Annotated in this window: 18 protein-coding genes; 15 read left to right on the plus strand and 3 right to left on the minus strand. The window is 53.6% G+C overall.

Annotated elements, in window-relative coordinates; translation table 11 throughout:
• The first annotated feature begins 94 nt into the window (after positions 1–94).
• The 10 genes from ACQKE4_RS13720 to ACQKE4_RS13765 all read left to right on the plus strand — a co-directional run bounded on the left by ACQKE4_RS13720 (position 95) and on the right by ACQKE4_RS13765 (position 13,000).
• A complete protein-coding gene (locus ACQKE4_RS13720; protein WP_427388946.1) occupies positions 95–1,606 on the plus strand; it encodes a CoA-acylating methylmalonate-semialdehyde dehydrogenase in 1,512 nt (503 codons plus the stop codon).
• 26 nt (positions 1,607–1,632) lie between these two features.
• Complete coding sequence (locus ACQKE4_RS13725; protein ID WP_427388947.1) at positions 1,633–3,315, plus strand: GMC family oxidoreductase; 1,683 nt, start codon at positions 1,633–1,635, stop codon at positions 3,313–3,315.
• 205 nt (positions 3,316–3,520) lie between these two features.
• On the plus strand, positions 3,521–3,724 hold the full coding sequence (locus tag ACQKE4_RS13730; RefSeq protein ID WP_008958127.1) for a cold-shock protein: 204 nt from the start codon (positions 3,521–3,523) through the stop codon (positions 3,722–3,724).
• A 267-nt stretch (positions 3,725–3,991) separates the two neighbouring features.
• A complete protein-coding gene (locus tag ACQKE4_RS13735; RefSeq protein ID WP_427388949.1) occupies positions 3,992–5,761 on the plus strand; it encodes an SLC13 family permease in 1,770 nt (589 codons plus the stop codon).
• An 89-nt stretch (positions 5,762–5,850) separates the two neighbouring features.
• Complete coding sequence (locus ACQKE4_RS13740) at positions 5,851–6,516, plus strand: alpha/beta hydrolase (RefSeq protein WP_427388950.1); 666 nt, start codon at positions 5,851–5,853, stop codon at positions 6,514–6,516.
• 40 nt (positions 6,517–6,556) lie between these two features.
• The gene (locus ACQKE4_RS13745; RefSeq protein WP_427388952.1) at positions 6,557–7,237 is read left to right on the plus strand and encodes a hydrogenase subunit MbhD domain-containing protein; all 681 of its coding nucleotides are present in this window, start codon (positions 6,557–6,559) and stop codon (positions 7,235–7,237) included.
• Positions 7,234–8,724, plus strand: coding sequence for a complex I subunit 5 family protein (locus tag ACQKE4_RS13750; RefSeq protein ID WP_427388953.1), 1,491 nt, complete (start codon positions 7,234–7,236; stop codon positions 8,722–8,724). Before ACQKE4_RS13745 ends, ACQKE4_RS13750 begins: the two co-directional genes overlap by 4 nt.
• Entirely contained in the window at positions 8,721–10,226 is a 1,506-nt protein-coding gene (locus tag ACQKE4_RS13755) for a proton-conducting transporter membrane subunit (RefSeq protein ID WP_427388955.1), read from the plus strand. Before ACQKE4_RS13750 ends, ACQKE4_RS13755 begins: the two co-directional genes overlap by 4 nt.
• Positions 10,223–11,995 (plus strand): proton-conducting transporter membrane subunit, encoded by a 1,773-nt coding sequence (locus ACQKE4_RS13760; protein ID WP_427388957.1) that lies wholly within the window; start codon positions 10,223–10,225, stop codon positions 11,993–11,995. The genes ACQKE4_RS13755 and ACQKE4_RS13760 overlap by 4 nt, the downstream gene beginning before the upstream one ends.
• 21 nt (positions 11,996–12,016) lie before the next feature.
• Positions 12,017–13,000: a YihY/virulence factor BrkB family protein gene (locus ACQKE4_RS13765; protein WP_427388959.1), complete on the plus strand. Its 984-nt coding sequence runs from the start codon at positions 12,017–12,019 to the stop codon at positions 12,998–13,000.
• Positions 13,001–13,082: 82 nt separating this feature from the next.
• On the opposite strand, the gene ACQKE4_RS13770 is transcribed toward ACQKE4_RS13765, so the two are convergent.
• Both ACQKE4_RS13770 and ACQKE4_RS13775 read right to left on the minus strand, forming a co-directional pair.
• A complete protein-coding gene (locus tag ACQKE4_RS13770) occupies positions 13,083–14,492 on the minus strand; it encodes a PhoH family protein (protein WP_427388961.1) in 1,410 nt (469 codons plus the stop codon).
• 209 nt (positions 14,493–14,701) lie between these two features.
• Positions 14,702–15,571: a LysR family transcriptional regulator gene (locus ACQKE4_RS13775; protein WP_290836756.1), complete on the minus strand. Its 870-nt coding sequence runs from the start codon at positions 15,569–15,571 to the stop codon at positions 14,702–14,704.
• A 115-nt stretch (positions 15,572–15,686) separates the two neighbouring features.
• Here ACQKE4_RS13775 and ACQKE4_RS13780 point away from each other — a divergent pair, with 115 nt between their 5' ends.
• Both ACQKE4_RS13780 and ACQKE4_RS13785 read left to right on the plus strand, forming a co-directional pair.
• A complete protein-coding gene (locus ACQKE4_RS13780) occupies positions 15,687–16,553 on the plus strand; it encodes a cation diffusion facilitator family transporter (RefSeq protein ID WP_290836754.1) in 867 nt (288 codons plus the stop codon).
• A gap of 117 nt (positions 16,554–16,670) precedes the next feature.
• Positions 16,671–16,940, plus strand: coding sequence for a hypothetical protein (locus ACQKE4_RS13785; protein WP_427388964.1), 270 nt, complete (start codon positions 16,671–16,673; stop codon positions 16,938–16,940).
• Between the two features lie 71 nt (positions 16,941–17,011).
• Here ACQKE4_RS13785 and ACQKE4_RS13790 read toward each other — a convergent pair whose 3' ends face one another.
• Positions 17,012–17,197, minus strand: coding sequence for a DUF3008 family protein (locus ACQKE4_RS13790; protein WP_035584858.1), 186 nt, complete (start codon positions 17,195–17,197; stop codon positions 17,012–17,014).
• Positions 17,198–17,450: 253 nt separating this feature from the next.
• Here ACQKE4_RS13790 and ybaK point away from each other — a divergent pair, with 253 nt between their 5' ends.
• The 3 genes from ybaK (at position 17,451) to ACQKE4_RS13805 (ending at position 20,361) form a co-directional block, all read left to right on the plus strand.
• Positions 17,451–17,918 carry a Cys-tRNA(Pro) deacylase gene (gene ybaK, locus ACQKE4_RS13795; RefSeq protein ID WP_427388967.1) on the plus strand — a complete coding sequence of 156 codons (468 nt, stop codon included), beginning with the start codon at positions 17,451–17,453 and terminating at the stop codon, positions 17,916–17,918.
• Between the two features lie 100 nt (positions 17,919–18,018).
• Positions 18,019–19,452 carry an ATP-dependent RNA helicase DbpA gene (dbpA, locus tag ACQKE4_RS13800; RefSeq protein ID WP_427389008.1) on the plus strand — a complete coding sequence of 478 codons (1,434 nt, stop codon included), beginning with the start codon at positions 18,019–18,021 and terminating at the stop codon, positions 19,450–19,452.
• 33 nt (positions 19,453–19,485) lie between these two features.
• Positions 19,486–20,361, plus strand: a complete 876-nt coding sequence (locus tag ACQKE4_RS13805; protein ID WP_427388969.1) for a PA4780 family RIO1-like protein kinase — start codon at positions 19,486–19,488, stop codon at positions 20,359–20,361.
• Positions 20,362–20,430: the final 69 nt, after the last annotated feature.

Below are 20,430 nucleotides of genomic sequence, written 5' to 3' on the forward strand. Positions count from 1 at the left end.
AGAGCTTATAACTGGCTTTTAAATAACTCAATTGATCCGTTGGTAGAGCCCAGTAGGCTAGGCTGACATGTGTTCTTAATAAACAGGTAGCCCCATGACAACAACAGCGATTCAACACTTTATTAATGGCCAGGTCACCGCTGGCGAGTCTACAAATTCACAGGACGTATTTAACCCTGCCAACGGCCGTGTATCTGGCCGTGTGTCGCTGGCGTCATCAAAAGATGTCAATACCGCTGTGGAAGCGGCAGAAGCCGCCTTTCCCGCCTGGGCTGATACACCGCCCATTCGCCGCGCTCGGGTGATGTTCAAGTTTCTAGAGCTGCTAAATGTCCATAAAGATGAGCTAGCTGAAGCGATTACCAAAGAGCACGGCAAGGTATTCACCGATGCCCAAGGTGAAGTGGCCCGCGGTATTGATATTGTTGAGTTCGCCTGTGGTATCCCGCAATTGCTTAAGGGCGATTACACCGAGCAGGTCAGCACCGGCATCGACAACTGGACCATGCGCCAGCCGTTAGGTGTGGTGGCTGGTATAACGCCGTTTAACTTCCCGGCCATGGTGCCAATGTGGATGTTCCCGGTCGCCATTGCCGCCGGTAATACGTTTATTCTTAAGCCTAGCCCGCTTGATCCTAGTGCATCGTTGTTAATGGCCGACCTGCTTAAACAGGCAGGCCTGCCTGACGGCGTGTTCAACGTCGTTCAGGGTGATAAATACTCGGTGGAAGCGCTGATCGATCATCCTAAGGTTAAAGCGCTGTCGTTTGTGGGTTCGACACCTATTGCAAATTTGATCTACGAGCGCGGTGCGCGCAACGGCAAGCGCATCCAGGCATTGGGTGGGGCTAAGAATCATATGGTGGTGATGCCGGATGCGCATCTGGATAAAGCCGTTGATGCGCTGATCGGTGCTGCCTATGGTTCTGCGGGTGAGCGCTGCATGGCGATTAGTGTGGCGGTGTTGGTGGGTGACGTAGCCGACAAGGTTGTTCCAGCATTGGCAGAGCGTGCTAAGGCGCTGAAAGTAAAAGACGGTATGCAGCTGGATGCGGAAATGGGCCCGATTGTCACCCGCCAGGCCCATGAGCGGATTACCGGTTATATCGAAAAAGGCGTGGCCGAAGGTGCTGAGTTGGTAGTTGACGGCCGCACTTTTGATACGGCAGCGGCGGGTAACGACTGCGCTGAAGGTTTCTGGATGGGCGGCACGCTGTTTGACAATGTCACCCCCGAGATGACGATTTATAAAGAAGAGATTTTTGGGCCGGTGCTGGTCTGTGTACGTGTTCCGGATATCGCCACGGCCATTCAATTGATTAACGACCACGAATTTGGCAACGGCGTTAGTTGCTTCACCGAAAGCGGTAGTGTGGCGCGGGAGTTTGGCCGTCGAATTCAGGTCGGCATGGTGGGTATTAATGTACCCATTCCGGTGCCGATGGCGTGGCACGGCTTTGGTGGCTGGAAGCGCTCGCTGTTTGGCGATACCCATGCTTACGGCGAAGAGGGGGTGCGTTTCTACACCAAGCAGAAGTCGATTATGCAGCGTTGGTCTGATTCCATTGATGCTGGCGCTGAGTTTGTGATGCCTACGGCGAAGTAACGCCTATACGTTACGGGAGTCAGTGCATGTCAGAATCAACTAATAACAATTTCGACTATATCATTGTGGGAGCAGGTACCGCCGGGTGCCTGCTGGCCAACCGGTTGAGCGCCAATCCGAACAATAAGGTGCTGTTGATAGAGGCCGGTGGTCGCGATAATTACCACTGGATTCATATCCCGGTGGGGTATCTTTACTGCATTAACAATCCACGCACCGACTGGCTGTTTCGCACTGAGCCTGACAAAGGACTTAACGGCCGTTCATTGATCTATCCCCGCGGTAAGATTTTGGGCGGCTGTTCCAGCATCAACGGCATGATTTATATGCGTGGCCAAGCGCGAGACTATGATCACTGGGCCGAGGTTACCGGTGATGATGCCTGGCGCTGGGAGAACTGCTTACCCGACTTTATTAAGCATGAAGACCACTATCGCCTTGATGCTAATGGAGATGCTGATGCGCGTCATCGAGATTTTCATGGCCATGGTGGCGAATGGCGGGTCGAAAAACAGCGCCTCAAATGGCAAGTATTGGATGATTTTGCCGAGGCTGCTGTGCAGGCGGGTATTCCACGTACCGACGATTTCAATCGGGGGTCAAATGAGGGCGTGGCCTACTTTGACGTCAATCAGCGTTCGGGGTGGCGTTGGAATACCGCTAAAGCGTTTTTGCGGCCTGCGCTTAAGCGTAGCAATTTAACGCTCTGGCACTCCACCCAGGTCAATCGCCTGCTTTTTGATAGACAGGCTTTTGAACACGCGGACACGCTGCGTTGTATTGGCGTAGAAGTAGAGCGTGATGGTAAAACCCAGCGCGCCATGGTGAACGGGGAAGAGGGTGGTGGAGAAGTAGTGCTCTGCGCGGGCGCGATTGGCTCACCGCATCTACTCCAGCTTTCTGGTGTGGGGCCAGCCGAGCTGCTGCGGGAACACGGTATTGAGTTAATGCATGAACTGCCTGGGGTGGGGGAGAACCTGCAGGATCATCTGCAGATTCGTTCGATATATAAAATCACCAATGGCAAAACCCTGAATGCCATGGCTAGCACTTTGCTGGGTAAAGCGGGGATTGGCCTTGAGTATCTGCTTAAACGCTCTGGGCCGATGAGTATGGCGCCTTCGCAGTTGGGCGCGTTTACTCGCAGTGGGGCAGAGCAAACGCATCCCAATATTCAATACCATGTGCAGCCACTAAGTCTGGAAGCCTTTGGTCAACCGTTACACCCGTACCCGGCAATTACCGCTAGCGTATGCAATTTGAACCCGACCAGCCGAGGCACGGTGCGGCTTAAAAGTAGTGACCCGCGCCAAGCGCCCGCCATTTCGCCTAACTACCTGAGTACGCCAGAAGATCGCAAGGTGGCGGCGGACTCATTGCGGGTGACGCGGCGGATAGCACAACAGCCAGCGTTCGCTAAATATGCGCCAGAAGAAGTGAAACCGGGCGCCGAGTATCAAACTGACGATGAATTAGCTCGTTTGGCGGGTGATATTGGTACGACGATTTTTCACCCCGTGGGCACCACACGTATGGGGCGTGAGGATGATGAAATGGCCGTGGTAGATGCACAACTGAGAGTGCGCGGTATCAGGGGGCTTCGGGTGGCTGATGCAGGGGTTATGCCGACCATTACCAGCGGTAATACTAACTCGCCCACGCTGATGATAGCGGAGAAAGCTGCTGGCTGGATGTTGTCTGGGCGTTAGTCACATAATGATTAACGCGATGTTTTTATCGGAGTGTTGACGAGCGCATGGGTTAGGCGCAAACTACCGGCAGTTGGTTAGCAAGTCGAACGTTGTCAGCAGTATAGAAGCGCCTCAAGCGTTAAATCTGGTGAAAGTTTCTTGTTCTACCCACTGCAATTCGGGTATTACCCGGTTTTAATTAGCTAAATTGAGGAATTCAATCATGGCAACTGGCACAGTTAAGTGGTTTAACGACACTAAAGGCTTCGGCTTCATTTCTCCTGATGACAATGGCGACGACCTGTTCGCGCATTTCTCTGAAATTCAGTCTGAAGGTTTCAAATCTCTGCAAGACGGTCAGAAGGTTTCCTTCGACGTTACCCAGGGTAAAAAAGGCCTTCAGGCTTCTAACATCAAAGTAGTTTAAGTTAATTCTTAAGCTTTAAGATGTTAATAATCACCGCTTAGCGATGATTGACCAGAAAACCTCGCCAAGTGCGGGGTTTTTTGTTTTTGAGCTTTAGGCTTGCCTCACACCTCACACCTCACACCTCACACCTCACACCTCACACCTCCGTATATTCCATTTTGATCTTTAAGTGTTTCTAAAAATAACTTTTTAGAATATAGAATTGGCCTCACAATAGCTCCATGTTCATTTACCTGAATTCTGATTGTTAAGGATGAAGTGGCGATGTCGCTGGATGCTTGGATTGCAGTGGGGGTGGTACTGACTATTTTCCCGCTGATGGCGTTTTCACGCCTGGGGCCGGATATTATTCTGCTTGGCGCGGTTATTTTTCTAATGACGCTTGGCGTGATTGACCCCCAGCAAGCGCTGGGAGGATTCTCCAATAGCGGCTTGTTTACTGTTGCCTTTATGTATGTGCTGGTGGCAAGCATTCGTGAAACGGGCGGTATCGATCTGATTATTCGTTACGTGTTGGGGCGCCCCAAAAGCGAAAGGGGAGCGCTGACGCGTTTAGTACTACCTGTGGCAACGCTGAGCGGTTTTGTCAATAACACCCCCGTGGTCGCTACCTACATTCCGGCAGTCATGAGCTGGAGCCGTCGGTTACGCATATCTCCCCAGCGGCTACTGATGCCGCTAAGCTTCGCTTCTATTCTGGGGGGCACTATCACCTTGTTTGGTACTAGTACCAACTTGGTAGTGCATGGGCTATTGCTAGAGCGTTACCCTGAACTTGGCATGGGCCTGCTGGATTTAGCCTGGGTGGGTATCCCCGTGGCGTTGGTGGGGCTCGGCTATCTGATTGTGCTAGGACCACGCCTATTACCTGCCAGGGAAGGGCTGGCCAACGCGTTTGCTAACCCCCGTGAGTTCACTATCGAAATGGAAGTGGATCCCGATGGGGTGCTGGTTGATCGCAGCGTTGAAGAGGCGGGGCTGCGTCACTTACAAGAGCTGTTTCTGGTTGAGATTGAGCGCGCGGGTAACGTGGTCAGCGTAGTGGGTCCGGGGGAGCGCTTAAAAGGTGGCGACCGGCTGGTGTTTGCAGGTACTTCTGATGCGGCGGTGGAGTTGCAGCAAATTCGCGGCTTGATTCCTTCCCGAGATGACACCTCTAGCCTGGAGAAAGAGTTTAAAGAGCGCCGATTGGTAGAGGCAGTGGTGTCTAATCAGTGCCAGTTTATCGGCCAGCGTATTCGCGATGGCCACTTTAGAACTCTTTATGGGGCAGCGGTGCTGGCGATCTGCCGTGGTGGCGAGCGCGTTAAAGGGAACCTAGGTCAAGTGCGCCTGCAGCCTGCCGATGTGCTGTTGCTTGAAGCCCGCCCACCGTTTATCGAGCGTCACCGCCAGTCAAGAGACTTCCTGCTGATTAGTGAGCTGAATGGCGCGGCGCGACCCATACATGAAAAAGCACTGTTGGCTTGGGGTATTTTATTAAGCGCAGTGCTGCTCGCTGCTTTCGGTGTGCTGAGCATGCTTAATGCCGCCATGCTGGGCGCAGCGTTGTCACTGCTCACTGGCTGTTGCTCAGTGGGTGCTGCCAAACGTGGCCTGGACACCCAGGTGCTGCTTACTATTGCCGCTTCGTTTGGTGTAGGTGCGGCGCTGCAAAGCTCCGGTGCGGCTGAGGTGATTGGCGGTGGTTTATTAACCTTGGTGGCGGGTAACCCTCTGTTACTGCTTATTGGCACCTACTGTGTCGTCGCGCTACTCACCGAGCTTGTGACCAATAACGCCGCAGCGGTGATTATTTTTCCGGTGGTAATGAGTGCAGCAGAGAGCTTGGGTGTAAGCCCGATGCCCTATGTGGTAGCGGTAATGTTTGCCGCTTCGGCCAGTTTTCTAACGCCCATCGGCTATCAAACCAATCTTATGGTGTATGGCCCTGGTGGTTACCGCGTTAGTGATTTTCTTCGCGTAGGAGGCGGTTTGAATGTGCTGACCGGTGCGATCGCCTTATCTTTGATACCGTTGGTGTGGCCATTTTAAACAGGTGTTGGTCATTTTAAGCGTTCATCGCTCGCGGTTAACGCTGGATTGCGCTAGGGTGGCGCTTTTAGATTAAGGAACTGGATTCCATGACTGCTCCTGGCGAACTGATTATTGAGCCGAAAAATGGTCAACCCGCCGATGCGTGCGTATTTATTATTCACGGCTTGGGTGCTGACGGACACGATTTTGAACCGCTAGTGCCTGCCCTGGCACTGCCGAAAGAGTCGCACGTACGTTTTATCATGCCTCATGCGCCACGCTTAGCTGTAACAATTAACGGCGGCATGGTGATGCCCGCTTGGTATGATATTTTGGCCATGGACTTGGGCCGTCGAGTCGATGAAGGCCAGCTTAAGAAATCCGCTGAGCGAATCCAGGCGCTTATTCAAGAGCAGATTGACCAGGGTATCGACAGCCGACGCATTATAGTGGCGGGCTTTTCTCAAGGTGGAGCCGTTGCCTATCAAGCCGCGCTCTCCTTCCCTGCGCCGCTGGGTGGTTTACTGGCTATGTCGACGTACTTTGCTACCGCTGACAATATCGACCTTGCAGAAGCCAATCGACAAATCCCGATTGAAGTGCAGCACGGCAGCTTCGACCCCATCGTTCCTGAAAGCCTGGGGCGAAGCGGTGTCGACCGTTTGAAAGGCATGGGCTATTCCGTCAATTACCGCCAATACCCGATGGCTCACGCGCTTTGTCCCCAACAGGTTAGCGATATTGGTAAATGGCTAAGCACACGCCTAAGCTAAGCGCCTTTTCGTGAGCGATACAAGGACGTAGCGAAAGCGAATGATAGCTTCCTTTGATGCATTAGAAACGCTACTAGCGCTCTGCTTAACGGTGGCAGCGCTAGCTTGCCTATTTGATCGACACCTGGTGCGCGCCTGCTGCTTTTTTATGGTGTTTGCTGTCACCATGACCTTAGCTTGGTGGCTGCTAGGCGCGCCTTGGCTGGCCGCCGCTGAGCTGTTGTTAGGGGTTGTATTAACCGGCTTATGCTTTTTTCATGCGCTGGGTATTTTCTCTCCTGACACTTCCCCAACACTAACGCGCGATAACTTTCACGAACCCTGGGCGCGGGCAGTCGCACGGCTGGTATTGGCGCTTGGCTGGTTTGTGATGGTCGGTGCGGCGATCCGCTATGTCATTGCCGAAATGGTGTACTCACCTACTGAACATCCGCTGCTATTGGCAGGCATCATTATTATCGCCTGTGCGTTGGGGGCGTTTGCTTTACATCGCCATCTTTTACGCCGTTTACTTGCATTTAATATTCTTGGCTCTGGGGTATTTATGCTGTTGGCTGGCGTTGCAGGAACCTCTCCGGCGGCCCAGGCGCTGATTACCGTAGGGCTGTGTATTGCATGGCTGGGGTCGATGCTGGCGGCCTTGCTGATTAGGCAGCTGTTACATTTAGAGGGCGTCGAGGCCTTGGGGCATGACGGCGAGCCTAAGAAGGAGGCTAAATGACCTGGCGTTTTGGCCTCTTCGATAGCACCTTTGAGCCGCTGGTAACCACCCATTGGGCGCTACTCATTGCCCTCTGTTTACCACTTTTATTAGGTCTCTTAGCGGCATTATTGCCACCCAAAAAAGCTTGGCCGGTGGCGTTAGCTAGTGTTCCGGTATTGGCTTCTGGCGTGATGTTGTTGTCCGCGGTTGCTCAAGTACAGCTACTGCAGTGGCAGTGGGAAATCCTCGGCGTCAGCATAGCGCTGCGCTTAAACGGGCTTAGCGTTTTGTTGCTGTTAATGACGCAGTGGATTGGATTTGCTGCCGCGCTCTATACACCTGGACAACTGCGTTTAACTGCCACTGACCCATTGGGGCGCTGGTTATGGCCTTTGATGGGCGTACTCATTAGTGCGCTCTCGCTAATCTGGCTAGCCACGGATCTACTCACCCTTTACCTTGCCCTAGAGCTAATGGGGTTGGCGGCGGTGGGTATGCTGCTGCTATCGGGAAAGGCCGAAGCGCTGCTGGCAGGCACGCGCTATTTGCTATTGGCGCTGGTGGGGTCGCTTGCCTACCTATTAGGCGTGGCGCTGATTCTAGGTCACTGGGGCAGACTGGATCTACAGGGCTTAGCAGAGGTCGTTGAACCGGGGCCGGTCGCTTGGATTGCCGCCGCGTTGATAGGTGCAGGTCTTGCGTTAAAAGCGGCGCTCTTTCCCCTGCATGGCTGGCTGTCACCGGTACACGGTAGTGCCTGGACGCCAGTAAGCGCGCTGCATGCCGCGCTGGTCATCAAAGCCTCGCTGTTTATGCTTCTACAGCTGTGGAGCATTCTATTACCTGATACGTTCTACGCCCCCCGCGTTATTGCCTGGCTGGGGATGCTGGCGATTGTTTGGGGAGGCCTGCTTGCCTGGCGTACGGATTCGCTTAAAACCCTGGTCGCTTCATCGACGGTGGCGCAGTTGGGCTACCTAATGGTGGTCTTTCCGCTGCTGTTAGGCCCTGATATAGAGCTACTGGCTCGCTCCTTGGCCTGGGAAGGGTTTTGGCTGCAGTTGATGGGCCACGCCTTTGCTAAAGCGGCCATGTTTATGGCCGCGGGTAACCTGATACTGGCCACAGGCGAGAGTACGCTCAAAGGTTTGGCGGGTAGCAGTCGACGGTTGCCGCTTTCGCTGCTCGTGTTTGGCATTGCCGCCATCACTTTAATGGGCTTGCCCCCCAGCGCTGGCTTTACGGCTAAATGGCTGTTGTTGCAAGCGATGGTGATGTCTCAGCAGTGGTGGGCGGTAGCCGCGCTTTTGATCGGCACGCTGCTCAGCGCCGCCTATATATTCCGTGTATTTCGCTACTCGTTCGATGAGACGGCGCCCCGCCACCACTATCAGCCGCTGGCGCCAGGTATGGACCTGATTGCGCTAACGCTTGCTTTAATCGCATTGGCGTTGGGTTTGTTGGCCCACTTCCCCTTAGAGCTGATGCATGGAGGAGGTGTATGAATGCCGCATGGTTACCGCTCACTGCACTAGCGACTTCGCTACTGGTTACCGTGGTGATTTTTGCTCTTCCGGAAGAGGCCAGAAAGGCGCGCACCATTATCAACTTACTGGCGGCGGTCACTAAAATTATTCTGGTGACGCTGATGGTCAGAAGGGTGGCCTCAGGGCACGAAGACGTTTTCAGCTTCCAGGTGGTGGGCGGCATTGATTTTGTGCTGCGTGCGGATGCGTTGGGAGTAATGTTCGCTGGGCTTTCGTCACTGCTTTGGCTGTGTACCACTATCTACGCTATTGGTTATTTAGAAGGTTCGGCCAATCGCAAACGCTTCTTTGGCTTCTTTAGTTTGTGTGTTGCCAGTACGCTAGGCATTGCGCTCTCCGATAACCTGTTTACCTTTCTGATTTTCTACGAAATGTTGACGCTTTCCACCTACCCGCTGGTAGTTCACTCGGGTACCGATAAAGCGCTCAATGCGGGCAGGGTCTATCTACGTTATACGCTGACCGCCGGGGTGGTGCTGCTACTGGGTACGGTGCTGCTCTACAGCCTAACCGGGGAGCATTCTTTCTCTTCTGAAGAGGGCCTAGGTGACTACCTAAACGATCATCGCGGCCTGTTAACGCTCATCTTTGCGCTGCTAGTGGGCGGGCTTGCGGTGAAGGCCGCGATGGTGCCGTTACACGGCTGGTTACCTAGAGCGATGGTGGCCCCCGCGCCAGTGAGCGCGCTGCTGCATGCGGTGGCGGTGGTGAAGGCTGGTGCCTTTGGTATTTTGCGGGTGATTTATGATCTTTACGGTATTGAGCTCAGCGTCGAGCTGGGCGTTACCACGGTACTCGCGGTAGCAGCCTCCATCACTATTATTTATGGCTCGCTGCGGGCAATTGCGCAAACGGAGTTAAAGCCTCGGCTAGCATTTTCCACGATTAGCCAGGTTTCTTATGTCATCTTGGGTGTAAGTTTGTTTGGACCTTTCGGCACCATAGGCGCGCTGGCGCACTTACTCCATCAGGGTTTAATGAAAGTCACTCTATTCTTCTGCGCCGGCAACTATGCCGAGGAGCTAGGCATTCATCGTATTGATGAAATGGATGGCGCTGGCAAGCGCATGCCGTTGACCAGCATTGCCTTTACGATAGGGGCGCTGGGCATGATTGGGTTGCCGCCGGTGGCAGGGTTTATTACCAAGTGGTATCTCGGCATTGGTGCCATCCAGGCTGAAATGTACTGGGTGGTTATGGTGCTGGTGGCGAGCAGTACGCTTAATGCTATGTATTTTCTACCCATTCTCCACCGCCTCTGGTTCCGGCTGGGGCCAGCGCACGGCAAAGGGCAATGGCCGAACGAGCAGCGGTTAGGCCGTTTAGAAACTCATGGCTGGCTGCTTTGGCCAATGGTGTTTACCGCATTGGCAAGTCTTGGCGCAGGGCTGTTGGCAGGTATGCCATTTAGCCCATTGGATTGGGCAACGCGGGTCGCGATCGGGGAGTACTTGCCATGATGACGCTGCTACTGGCGCTGTCGCTGGTATGGCCGCTGTGCGTTGCCGGAAGTGCAATATGGCACACCTATCGCGCCCCGGTTGCGCAGGGTAGCTACTTCTCACTGCTGTGGATAAGCGCCGCCTGGCCTGCTTTACTGCTGGCCTACGTCGGTGAAGCACAATGGGTGATGGATGCTTGGATGTTGGGAGGGCTATGGGAGTTGAACACCTTAAGCCGCCCATGGCTGGCCTTTACTGCGCTGCTGTGGAGTTTAGCGGCAGTGCATGCCAGGGGCTATTTCAAGGCCGAACAGTCCAAGGCCCAGGCCGGTGACCAAGACGCCCAACGTCGCTTGATACGCTTATTGCTGCTATGGCCTCTGACCCTATTGGGTAACGTGTTGCTGATCATTGCTCAGGATATCGCCAGTTTCTATTTAGGCTTCGCGCTGATGACGTTTGCCGCTTACGCCTTGGTCGTGCATAGCGGTACACAGGACGCGCGTTTGGGGGCTAAAGCTTATCTAATTTTAGCTGTTATCGGGGAAGGGCTTATTTTGGGCGGCCTTCTCTGGGCGGCTGGCGAGGCCGAAACACTCAGCCTGGAAGGTGTGCGTGAAGGTATTTTGCTGGCGGAACAGGGTGTCTGGATGGCCACATTATTGTGGCTTGGGTTTGGGGTGAAAGCGGGCGTGATTGGCCTGCATGTTTGGCTGCCGCTGGCGCATCCGGTGGCGCCTGCTCCCGCCAGCGCTGTGCTGAGTGGGGCGATGATTAAGGCAGGTCTACTAGGCTGGATAAATGTACTGCCGCTTGGGGAGTCAGGTGTGTCCGCTTCTTTGGTCCAGTTAGGCAACATAATGCTGGTGGCCGGGCTGGTAGCGGCCTTTGCAGCAGCGCTGTATGGGGTGTTTCAACGCCACCCTAAAGCGGTGTTGGCTTACTCCAGTATCAGTCAAATGGGCATGCTAACAGCGCTGGTCGCGATGGGGTTGGCCGCACCTGAGGTGTGGCCGTTACTCTGGCCAGGCGTGGTGCTGTTTGCCGCCCATCATGCGCTTGCCAAGGGGGCGCTCTTTATGGGCACCAGTATTAGTGAGCATCTGCCGCGTTGGCCGCTGCCTTTGATATGGGGTTTGCTGGCGTTGCCCGGTATCTCGCTAGCGGGTGCCATTGGGTCGGGTTTGATTAGCAAGTGGAGTGTCAAAGGCCCGCTCTATGAGATGCATCATGAAACGCTAACCAAACTACTTACCTGGGCCGCCGTGGGCACTGCAGCTCTGGTGAGCGTTGCCCTATGGCGCCAGTGGCAGCAGCGCCATCAAGGCGGGAGCAATCAATGGCAGTGGGGGGCTTGGTTGGTCGCCATCATTGCGGCACTGCTAACACCACTTTGGCTGCCGCTGCCCGCCAACAGTATAGTAATGCCGCCTATTAAAGAGTGGTTAGGCATTATGTGGCCCTTTCCTGTGGGGCTGGCTTTGGCCACACTGGGCTGGCTATGCATGCGGAACAGCCGTGTTAAAGCCCCCCCCGCAGGGGATTTATGGTGGCTCTATGCTATAGGGGCAGCCACTGTGCTGGCGCCAGTCCGCGGTTTTAGTCATTACTGCGGCAAACTAAAAGCGTCGAGCGTGGTGAAAACACAGCAGGCTGAAGAGACGTTGATGGGCTATTTAACACGCCTGTTGTCAGCGGAGTCTTGGATGCGTCACCATGCCAGTGGTTTGATGATGGTTCTTGCCGTGGTACTCGCGGCGTTACTTATGTGGGAAGGTCAGCGATGAAACGCCTGCTAGGAAAGCATAATGGGTAAAGTTGCTCGGGGTCGTCATGCCTTGGCACCCGGTGATATACCGTCTCGTGGCTGGCACGATATCGTCTGGCGTGTGATGCGCGCTGCTCGTCGTAACCGTATTACCATGTTGGCCGCAGGTGTTGCTTTTTATGCCCTATTAGCGCTGTTTCCTACTATCGCAGCGGTTATTTCGTTATGGGGATTACTGTTTGATCCCTATGAAGCGGGGCAGCAGCTGTATGAAATTAGCCGTTTTATGCCGCCGGATGCGGCTAATTTGATTGATCAGCAAGCCCAGCAGGTCGTGGAGAGCGCAGAATCAGGCAATATTATGGCGGCATTAGCAGGGCTTTTAATTGCCATGTACATTGCTTCCAAAGGCGTTGGGGTGTTAGTCATTGGCTTAAATGTTGTGTATGGCGAAACCGAAAAGCGCAGCTTAATGCACCGCAGTGCCGTACTTATTTCACTGACCTTTGGTTTAATTATCATGACGTTGGTATCGCTTGGCTTTATTGCCATCGTCCCTATTGTGGTGGACGCATTAGATATTGACGCGCCACTAAACAGCGTCTTTAAGTGGCTACGCTGGCCTGCGCTGTTGGTGCTGATGAGTGGGCTTATTGCACTGCTCTACCGTTTCGCGCCTTATCGGCGCTCTGCACAGTGGCGGTGGCTAAGCTATGGAACAATGTTAGCGACTGTCATGTGGTTGTTAGGCTCTGGTGGTCTTTCGCTATACGTGCGCTACTTTTCTAGCTTTAGCGAACTCTACGGCTCGTTAGGCGCGGTAGTAGCCCTGATGATCTGGTTTTGGCTGTCTGCATTTGTTGTTCTTTTTGGCGCAGAAGTAAACTGCGAAATGGAGCGCCAAACCTATAACGATACGACGGTAGGCGAAACTCGCCCGTTGGGGGAACGGGAGGCGTTTGCGGCAGATACGATTGGTAAACCACAGCCATGGCGTGGAACTAAAGACCCTGATACGGAGTAATGTATCGAGTAGTACAAGTGTTGATTTGAAGTCTATTGAGATAAACACCTCCCACCGCTGCCTGCGGTGGGAGGTGTTTTGGTTATAGCAGTTCTTCCGCAGCTAGTGCCAAACGTGAGCGTTCGACGCTTTTTAGCGTGATATGCCCCGAATGGGGCCAGTCGCGAAACCGTTCAACCACTGCGGCTAAACCACAGGTGTTTGCGGTAAGGTAGGGCGTATCGATCTGCCCAACGTTGCCCAAACAGACAATCTTAGAGTTACGCCCCGCCCGCGTAATCAGTGATTTAAGCTGTTTAGGGGTGAAGTTCTGCGCCTCATCAATGATTAAAAAAGTATCGTTTAAGGTGCGTCCACGCATAAAGCTCGGTGAGCGAATCTGTACTCGCGAACCTATTAACTGCCGCGTTGCGCCATTATCCCAGCTCGATTCTCCCTCCTCGTTGCGTAACAGGTTATCCATGTTGTCGTGGAATGCACCCATCCACGGCGACATTTTCTCTTCCTCCGTTCCAGGTAGAAAGCCAATATCTTCGCCCATGGGGATCGGCGCGCGGGTAAACACAATGCGCTCAAATAGCTTGGCATCCAGCGTTTGCTGAAAGGCAGCGGCCAGCGTCATAAAGGTCTTACCTGTGCCTGCGTTGCCCGCAATCGTGACTAGGTCAATATCGGGATCCATCAGTAGGTTTAAGGTGAAGTTTTGGCGGCTGTCGTGGGCATGAACCCCCCAAACGCCGGCATGATGACGGTAGTTGGTGAGCAGTTGAAGGCGAGCTGAAGAGGGCCCCAGTTCGCGAACAATCGCTTCGAACTCCGCGCCGTTTTCGCTATCCGACACTAGCATTCCTACATGCCAGTTACGTGGCATCGTGCCGTTAAGTTGATAAAAGGTGTGATGACCAATCCGCTCAACAGTGACATCAACGTTTAGGCCTTCCCATAATGCCGCACCATTTTGCCCTGCACTGGCATAGATCTGTGCGCCTTCAATCATCGCATCGCTGTCGGAGAAAGCGCGGTCATTGAAGTAGTCCTCGACCGGCACTTTCAGAGCAGCTGCTTTGACTCGCAGGTTAATATCTTTGGTAATTAAAATAACAGAGGCGTCGGGGCGTTCTTCGCGTAGGCGGCAGGTCTCCGCCAAAATGCGGTTATCTGGACTATCGTCAAGCGCGTCTAGGAGTTTTAAATCGTTGTAGCATAAAAAGTGCAGGCGTCCTGTTTCGCCACTAAGCCGGGGGATTGGAATACCGCGCTGAATTTCATCGAAGGTGACTTGGCTAGTAAGGTCAGAAAGCGTACGGCTGATCTGGCGGGCCGTGCGGGCGATTTCACGAATACCATTCTTATGCTTATCCAGCTCCTCAAGGACAGTCATGGGGATAACCACATCGTGCTCATCAAAGTGATAAAGCGCGGAAGGGTCATGGATGAGGACATTAGTGTCCAACACATACAGCCGAGTGGCTTTCTTATCGAGTCGTACCATCGGTGGAATCACTCCTTGGTTGACGGCAACTTCGACACTGGCAGGTGCGTATTACGCCCAGATGACACTTGCCTGTGTCTCTCACGTGGCGTGACCTGGCTTCTCCTTATTTAGCGCTTTTTAATAGCGTGGAAGGCTTTAGCGTTTTTTTCCACAAAAATTATTTCAACGTTATGTCAGACTGTTCATGCGCCTTTAAAAAGCGTCATTTAGTGCAGCGTCGCTAAAAAATGTGCCACCTTTTTTAACAACGCCGTGGCCACCACGCCGCGGCTATCGCTTTCCACATAGCGGTAATAATGGCTATCTAACGCTAGGTCATGATTTAGCGCGGTGAGGGCGCCTGTTTCTAGGGCGCTTTTAACCAGCGGATAGGGCAGTAGCGCCCAGCCGGTGGCGTTGATGACCGCATCGCGAATCACCTCAAACATGGTTAGACCAAGATAATTACCTGAAAACAGGGCTTCGCTGATCAGTTTGTCATCCTGTACGTGGGTTAAACACACTTGAGTGTATTGCGCTAAATCATCTCGATTCACGCTGGGAAGTCGGCTGAGCGGGTGATGGGGAGCGGCGACTAGGCGCATGCTGACAGGTGCTAGGTTCTCGGCATTGGCCTCAATGCCTTCAGCGGTGTAAAGACCAAAAGCGATATCGACCGTTTGGCGCTGTACAAACTGAGTATGCTCCTGGGGGGGCACTAGATAGACCGAAATAGCCGTCAGAGGGAACTGCTGTTTTAAATCGTGCATTACTTGACGCCAAAACGCCTCAGGCAGAGCGTCATCGCGGGCGATGCACAGTTGGCTTTCAACGCCCTGCAAGTGTTGATGACAGTGCTTTTTAATTCGACTGGCGCTGGTCAGCAACCGGTAGCAATCCGGCAGCACGTTATCGCCAACAGCAGTAAGCGTGAGGCTATTGCCTGAGCGTTCAAATAACGCCACCCCCAGGCTGTCTTCTAAAGCATGTACGGCAGCGCTCAACGTACTGCGTTTAACGCCGGTATGCCGCGCGGCGGCGGCAAAGGAGCCATGCTCAGTGACATCTATAAAGGCCTGTACCTGTTCAGCGCGCATAGGGTTCTCGGTTAATGCTGCGAGCGCCAAATAATTTGACGCTGAGCGATTCGTGATTAGCCTAACTCCCCACTATTATGGCGCAGAGTTTCCCTAATGCTATGGAGTTTTTCGCGTGACCCCCTTTGTTGCCGAGCGCCGTGCGCTAAGATTTTCAGCCATTTCTGCCAGCCTGTTTGCGTTTACCGGGCTTGCGTTAGGGCTTGCCAGTGGTTCCATCACCATTCTTTTTGATAGCGGCTATTCGCTACTAAGTCTTGTGTTGGCATCATTATCGCTGTTTGCTCTTCAACAGGCGCGCAAGCCTGCTGATGATCACTACCCCTTTGGGCGGCTAACAGTGGAGCCGCTTGCAGTGCTGCTCAAAGGCGTGGTGATCGCTATGGTATGTATTGTTTCGCTGGTGTCTGCGCTGTGGAGCTTGCGTGACGGCGGTCGCCTAGTCACGCTGGATTTAGCGTTAATGTTTGGTGTCGTTAACGTGACTGGCTGCTTACTGACCTGGTGGTGCTTGGCGCGCTATGCCCGCATCGCGAGCTCTTCACTATTGGCGGCCGAGCTGCGCCAGTGGCAGATGGATACTTGGTTAAGTGCTGCAGTGATGCTCGGCTTCGCGCTGACTTGGGCGCTCACCCAGTCGCCATGGGCAAACTACGCGCGATTTGCAGACCCAGTGATGGTGCTGATCATTGCTGGCTATTTCTTACCTATGCCGATTCGGATGGTGCGTGGTGCGCTGCGTGAACTTATGTTTGGCGTATCTTGCAACAACATGCGCCGCGATGTGGTCAGCGATGTTGCCGACTTTGATGTGGCCGCCGATGATGTTCGCCTGGCTCAAGTAGGCAGTTTTCTAATGGTGGATATCCAGCTCGACAAGCAGCAGTTTAATGATGCCCAAGAGATTATGGATAGCGTGGAGCAGCGTTGTAAGCGTCTAAACCTACGCCCGGTCACTAGCCTTACTCTAAGCGCAGGCTAAGCCGCGTTAAAAAAGAGCCGCGCCAAAAAAGATTGACGTTGTATCGTTAGCAATGCTATTTAGCGCTACCGACAATAGGTGTCGGGCAAACTTTGCTACGTTGAGGGTTGTAAAAACATGCCATTGCGCCGCTGTTTACCTGCACTGCTATTGACCGTTTTGGTTGCTGGCTGTGCCAGTTCTACCATTGCCCCAAGCTATACCACCGACAATCCTGACGTGCTGCGGATTGGTGGCGAGCGTCCAGCTAACCGGGATACGACGGTTGAAAGCGCCGGGTCGTTCTGCCTTGAAACTGCCGAGCGCTGGAATGACCACGGGCGTACGCCAGACGGCCAAACGCTATGGGCAAAAGACACCATGCGCAAAGTAGTCGCTTGTAAGTAACGACGACTATTTTGATAGTATCAGCAAAAGCGCCAGCGTCAGTACGCTGGCGCTTTTGCGTGAGTAAGCTGTCAATCCTGCTTCTTTTCCGGCTTGCCTTTGCGCTTTGTACTCGCAAAATCTTCTAGCTCCTCCTCGCTCATGGAGTCATACATCTCTTTAGACGAACCATAAAGTTCACTAGGCTTGGTTTCCCCGCGCTTAGCGGAAAGCGCTGCTCCTGCCGCTTTTTGTTGCGCTTTAGAGGTTGCTGGCATTGCTGAACTCCTTTCGATTAGCTTCCTTTGACCTACTTCACCATTAAGCGTTGCATTTTTGAGCGTGACACTTTTAAGTCTGGTGCCTTGAACCTGATACTTTGAGCATAGTAGCTGGAACACAGCTTTCCAGAAGCATCAATCAAACCTTTCATCTGTTCCAATCAGTTGACTTCCTTTTGCCTGTCGCGCTATTTAGTTAGATATGCGCAGTACACCCTATTGCCGCCGCGCCGCTAACAAAGAGAACGACATGACACCGGCTATTCATAGTGCAAAACAAGCAGGATTTGCCTTTCAGTTGCATGAGTATGACCACGATGCCGCTGCGCTTTCCTATGGTTTAGAGGCAGCGGCAAAGCTCGGTGTAGCCGTTGAGCAGGTATTTAAAACCTTAGTAGTAAAGCTGGATGGCAAACAGCTAGCAGTGGGTGTCGTGCCAGTGAACTGCCAATTGGGGTTAAAGCAGATCGCCAAGGCCGCCGGAGCAAAGAAAGCGGCCATGGCAGCGCCATTGGAGGTCGAGCGTGTGACCGGCTATGTATTGGGTGGTGTGAGCCCGCTGGGACAGAAGCGGCGGTTGCCTACGTTTATTGATCTCTCCGCTGAAGCTTACGCAAGTATTTATGTGAGTGCTGGTCGTCGCGGGCTTGAAATAGAGCTCGCGCCGCGTGACTTAGCCACGCTAAGTCAGGCCATTTTTGTACCGCTGGCGACGTGATACCGATGTGATGGCGGCGCAGGCCGAGGCACTTTCTGTTATGGTGCCGTAAAGTTTGCGTGCGTCGCTTTTCCTCTAGGGTGCTCACGCTGTGTTTCTGATGGCTGCCCACCTGTGGCCCAAGCAAGGTAATATCGTGTCTGACTCCTCTTTCTCCTCGTTAGCGTTGCCTGAAGCTTTGCTGAGCAACCTTGCATCCCTTGGCTACCATGAAATGTCGCCGGTACAGGCACAAAGCCTACCGCCGATGTTAGCTGGGCGCGATGTACTGGCTCAGGCAAAGACCGGCTCTGGCAAAACAGCGGCGTTTGGTTTAGCGCTATTGGCTGAGTTAAAAGTAGAGAGCTTCGCAGTACAAGGTTTAGTGCTTTGCCCAACGCGGGAGTTAGCCGATCAGGTGGCGGAAGAACTGCGCCGCTTGGCACGTGGTATGGCTAACGTAAAAATTCTAACACTCTGCGGCGGTGCGCCGTTTGGCCCTCAGCTTGGTTCCTTAGAACACGGTGCGCATATCGTAGTAGGCACGCCTGGGCGTATTGACGAACATTTGCGCAAAGGCTCGCTCGCCCTGGATTCGCTCTCGATATTAGTGCTGGATGAAGCGGATCGCATGTTGGATATGGGCTTTCAGGCAACCATTGACGACATCATCGCCGAGACTCCCACAGACCGCCAAACGCTGCTGTTTAGCGCTACTTTTCCGGATGAGCAGTCATCGGGCGGCCTAACGGCAATGACCCGCGGCGTTATGCGAGACCCAGTGACGGTGAAAATTGCCGAGGTGCATGACGCTAGCACCATTCACCAACATTTTTATATCGTCGACAGCGATGAAGCGCGTTTTGCCGCGCTGCGCCAACTGCTGCTGGTCTACCAACCCACCACGAGCGTGGTATTTTGCAACACCAAGCGCGAGACCCAAGCGGTGGCAGAGCAACTGGTGAATGCCGGGTTTAGTGCGGTGGCGCTCAATGGCGATTTAGAGCAAAAAGACCGTGATCGTATTTTGATTCTATTCGCCAACCAGAGTGCGTCTATTCTGGTGGCTACCGATGTAGCCGCACGCGGCTTGGATATCGCTCAGCTGGATGCCGTGTTTAATTATCAAATTGCCCGCGAGCTGGATGTTCATGTGCACCGGGTAGGTCGCACAGGCCGCGCCGGGGCCAGCGGCGTTGCTTGTACACTGGTGACGCCTAAAGAGAGCTACCGATTGGAACGGCTAGAGGCACTGCTACAGCAGCCGCTAACCACTGAACCACTGCCCAAGCCCCAGCAGTCGACTCCCTTTGAACCGCCGATGGCGACGCTACAGCTGGCAGGTGGAAAGAAAGACAAACTGCGCCCTGGCGATATACTGGGTGCGCTGACCAGCGAAGGTGGGCTGCGCGGTGATCAAGTGGGTAAAATTAAGGTGCTTGCCCGCAGTGCCTACGTGGCGGTGTCGAGGGACGTTATTCAACAGGCTCAGGCCAAACTTGAGCGTGATAAATTAAAAGGGCGGGCTTTCCGTGTTCGCCGTATCCGTTATTGAACGCGTACCAAAGAGGAGCCGACGCAGCTAACCATGAAAATCCCCAAGCGATTACAGCCGCTGGTCGATGATGGAATGATCGACGAGGTGCTGGTGCAGTTAATGAGTGGCAAAGAGGCGCAGGTCTACGTCGTGCGCTGTGGTGAAGACATACGCTGTGCCAAGGTTTTCAAAGAGGCTAAACAGCGCAGTTTTAAACAGGCCGTTCAGTATCAGGAAGGGCGTAAAGAGCGTAACAGTCGCCGCTCACGGGCAATGGCCAAGAAAACCCGTTACGGCCAGAAAGAGCAAGAGCAGGCGTGGCTTAATGCCGAAGTCGATGCGCTTTATCGTCTTGCTTCAGCCGGCGTGCGGGTGCCTGAGCCCCACGGCTTTGTCGATGGCGTATTGCTGATGGAGATGATTAGCGATGCCGAGGGTAACGTCGCGCCGCGCTTGGATGAGGTGACGCTTACGCCAGAACAGGCCGAGACCTACTACGCCAAGGTTATTCAGGACGTGGTTAAAATGCTTTGCGCGGGTTTGATTCACGGCGATTTGTCGGAATTTAATGTGCTGGTCGATGCCTCAGGACCGGTGATTATCGATTTACCCCAGGCCGTAGACGCCGCAGGCAACAACAGCGCCGCCGCGATGCTGTATCGCGATGTTGATAATATGCGTAACTACTTTGGTCAGTTCGCACCGGCGCTTCTGAATACCGAATATGGCAGAGAGATGTGGGCGCTGTATGAAACCGGCGAACTACACCCGGATAGTAAGCTTACGGGTCACTTCGAGGCCGATACCCATATTGCTAACGTCGATGAGTTAATGGAAGTGATCGACGACGCCAAAGAGGAAGAAGCCGAGCGGCAAGCACGTATGCGTGATGATGGCGATGATGGTGAAATACCTCAGCCATACTGACTATACCCTCAATAATTAGGCTCTTCTTATTTTAGAAGTAATGTGAAGAGCCTGATCATGAGATAATTG

This window comes from Halomonas sp. NPDC076908 (genome assembly GCF_050269715.1).
Taxonomy (GTDB): Bacteria; Pseudomonadota; Gammaproteobacteria; order Pseudomonadales; family Halomonadaceae; genus Vreelandella.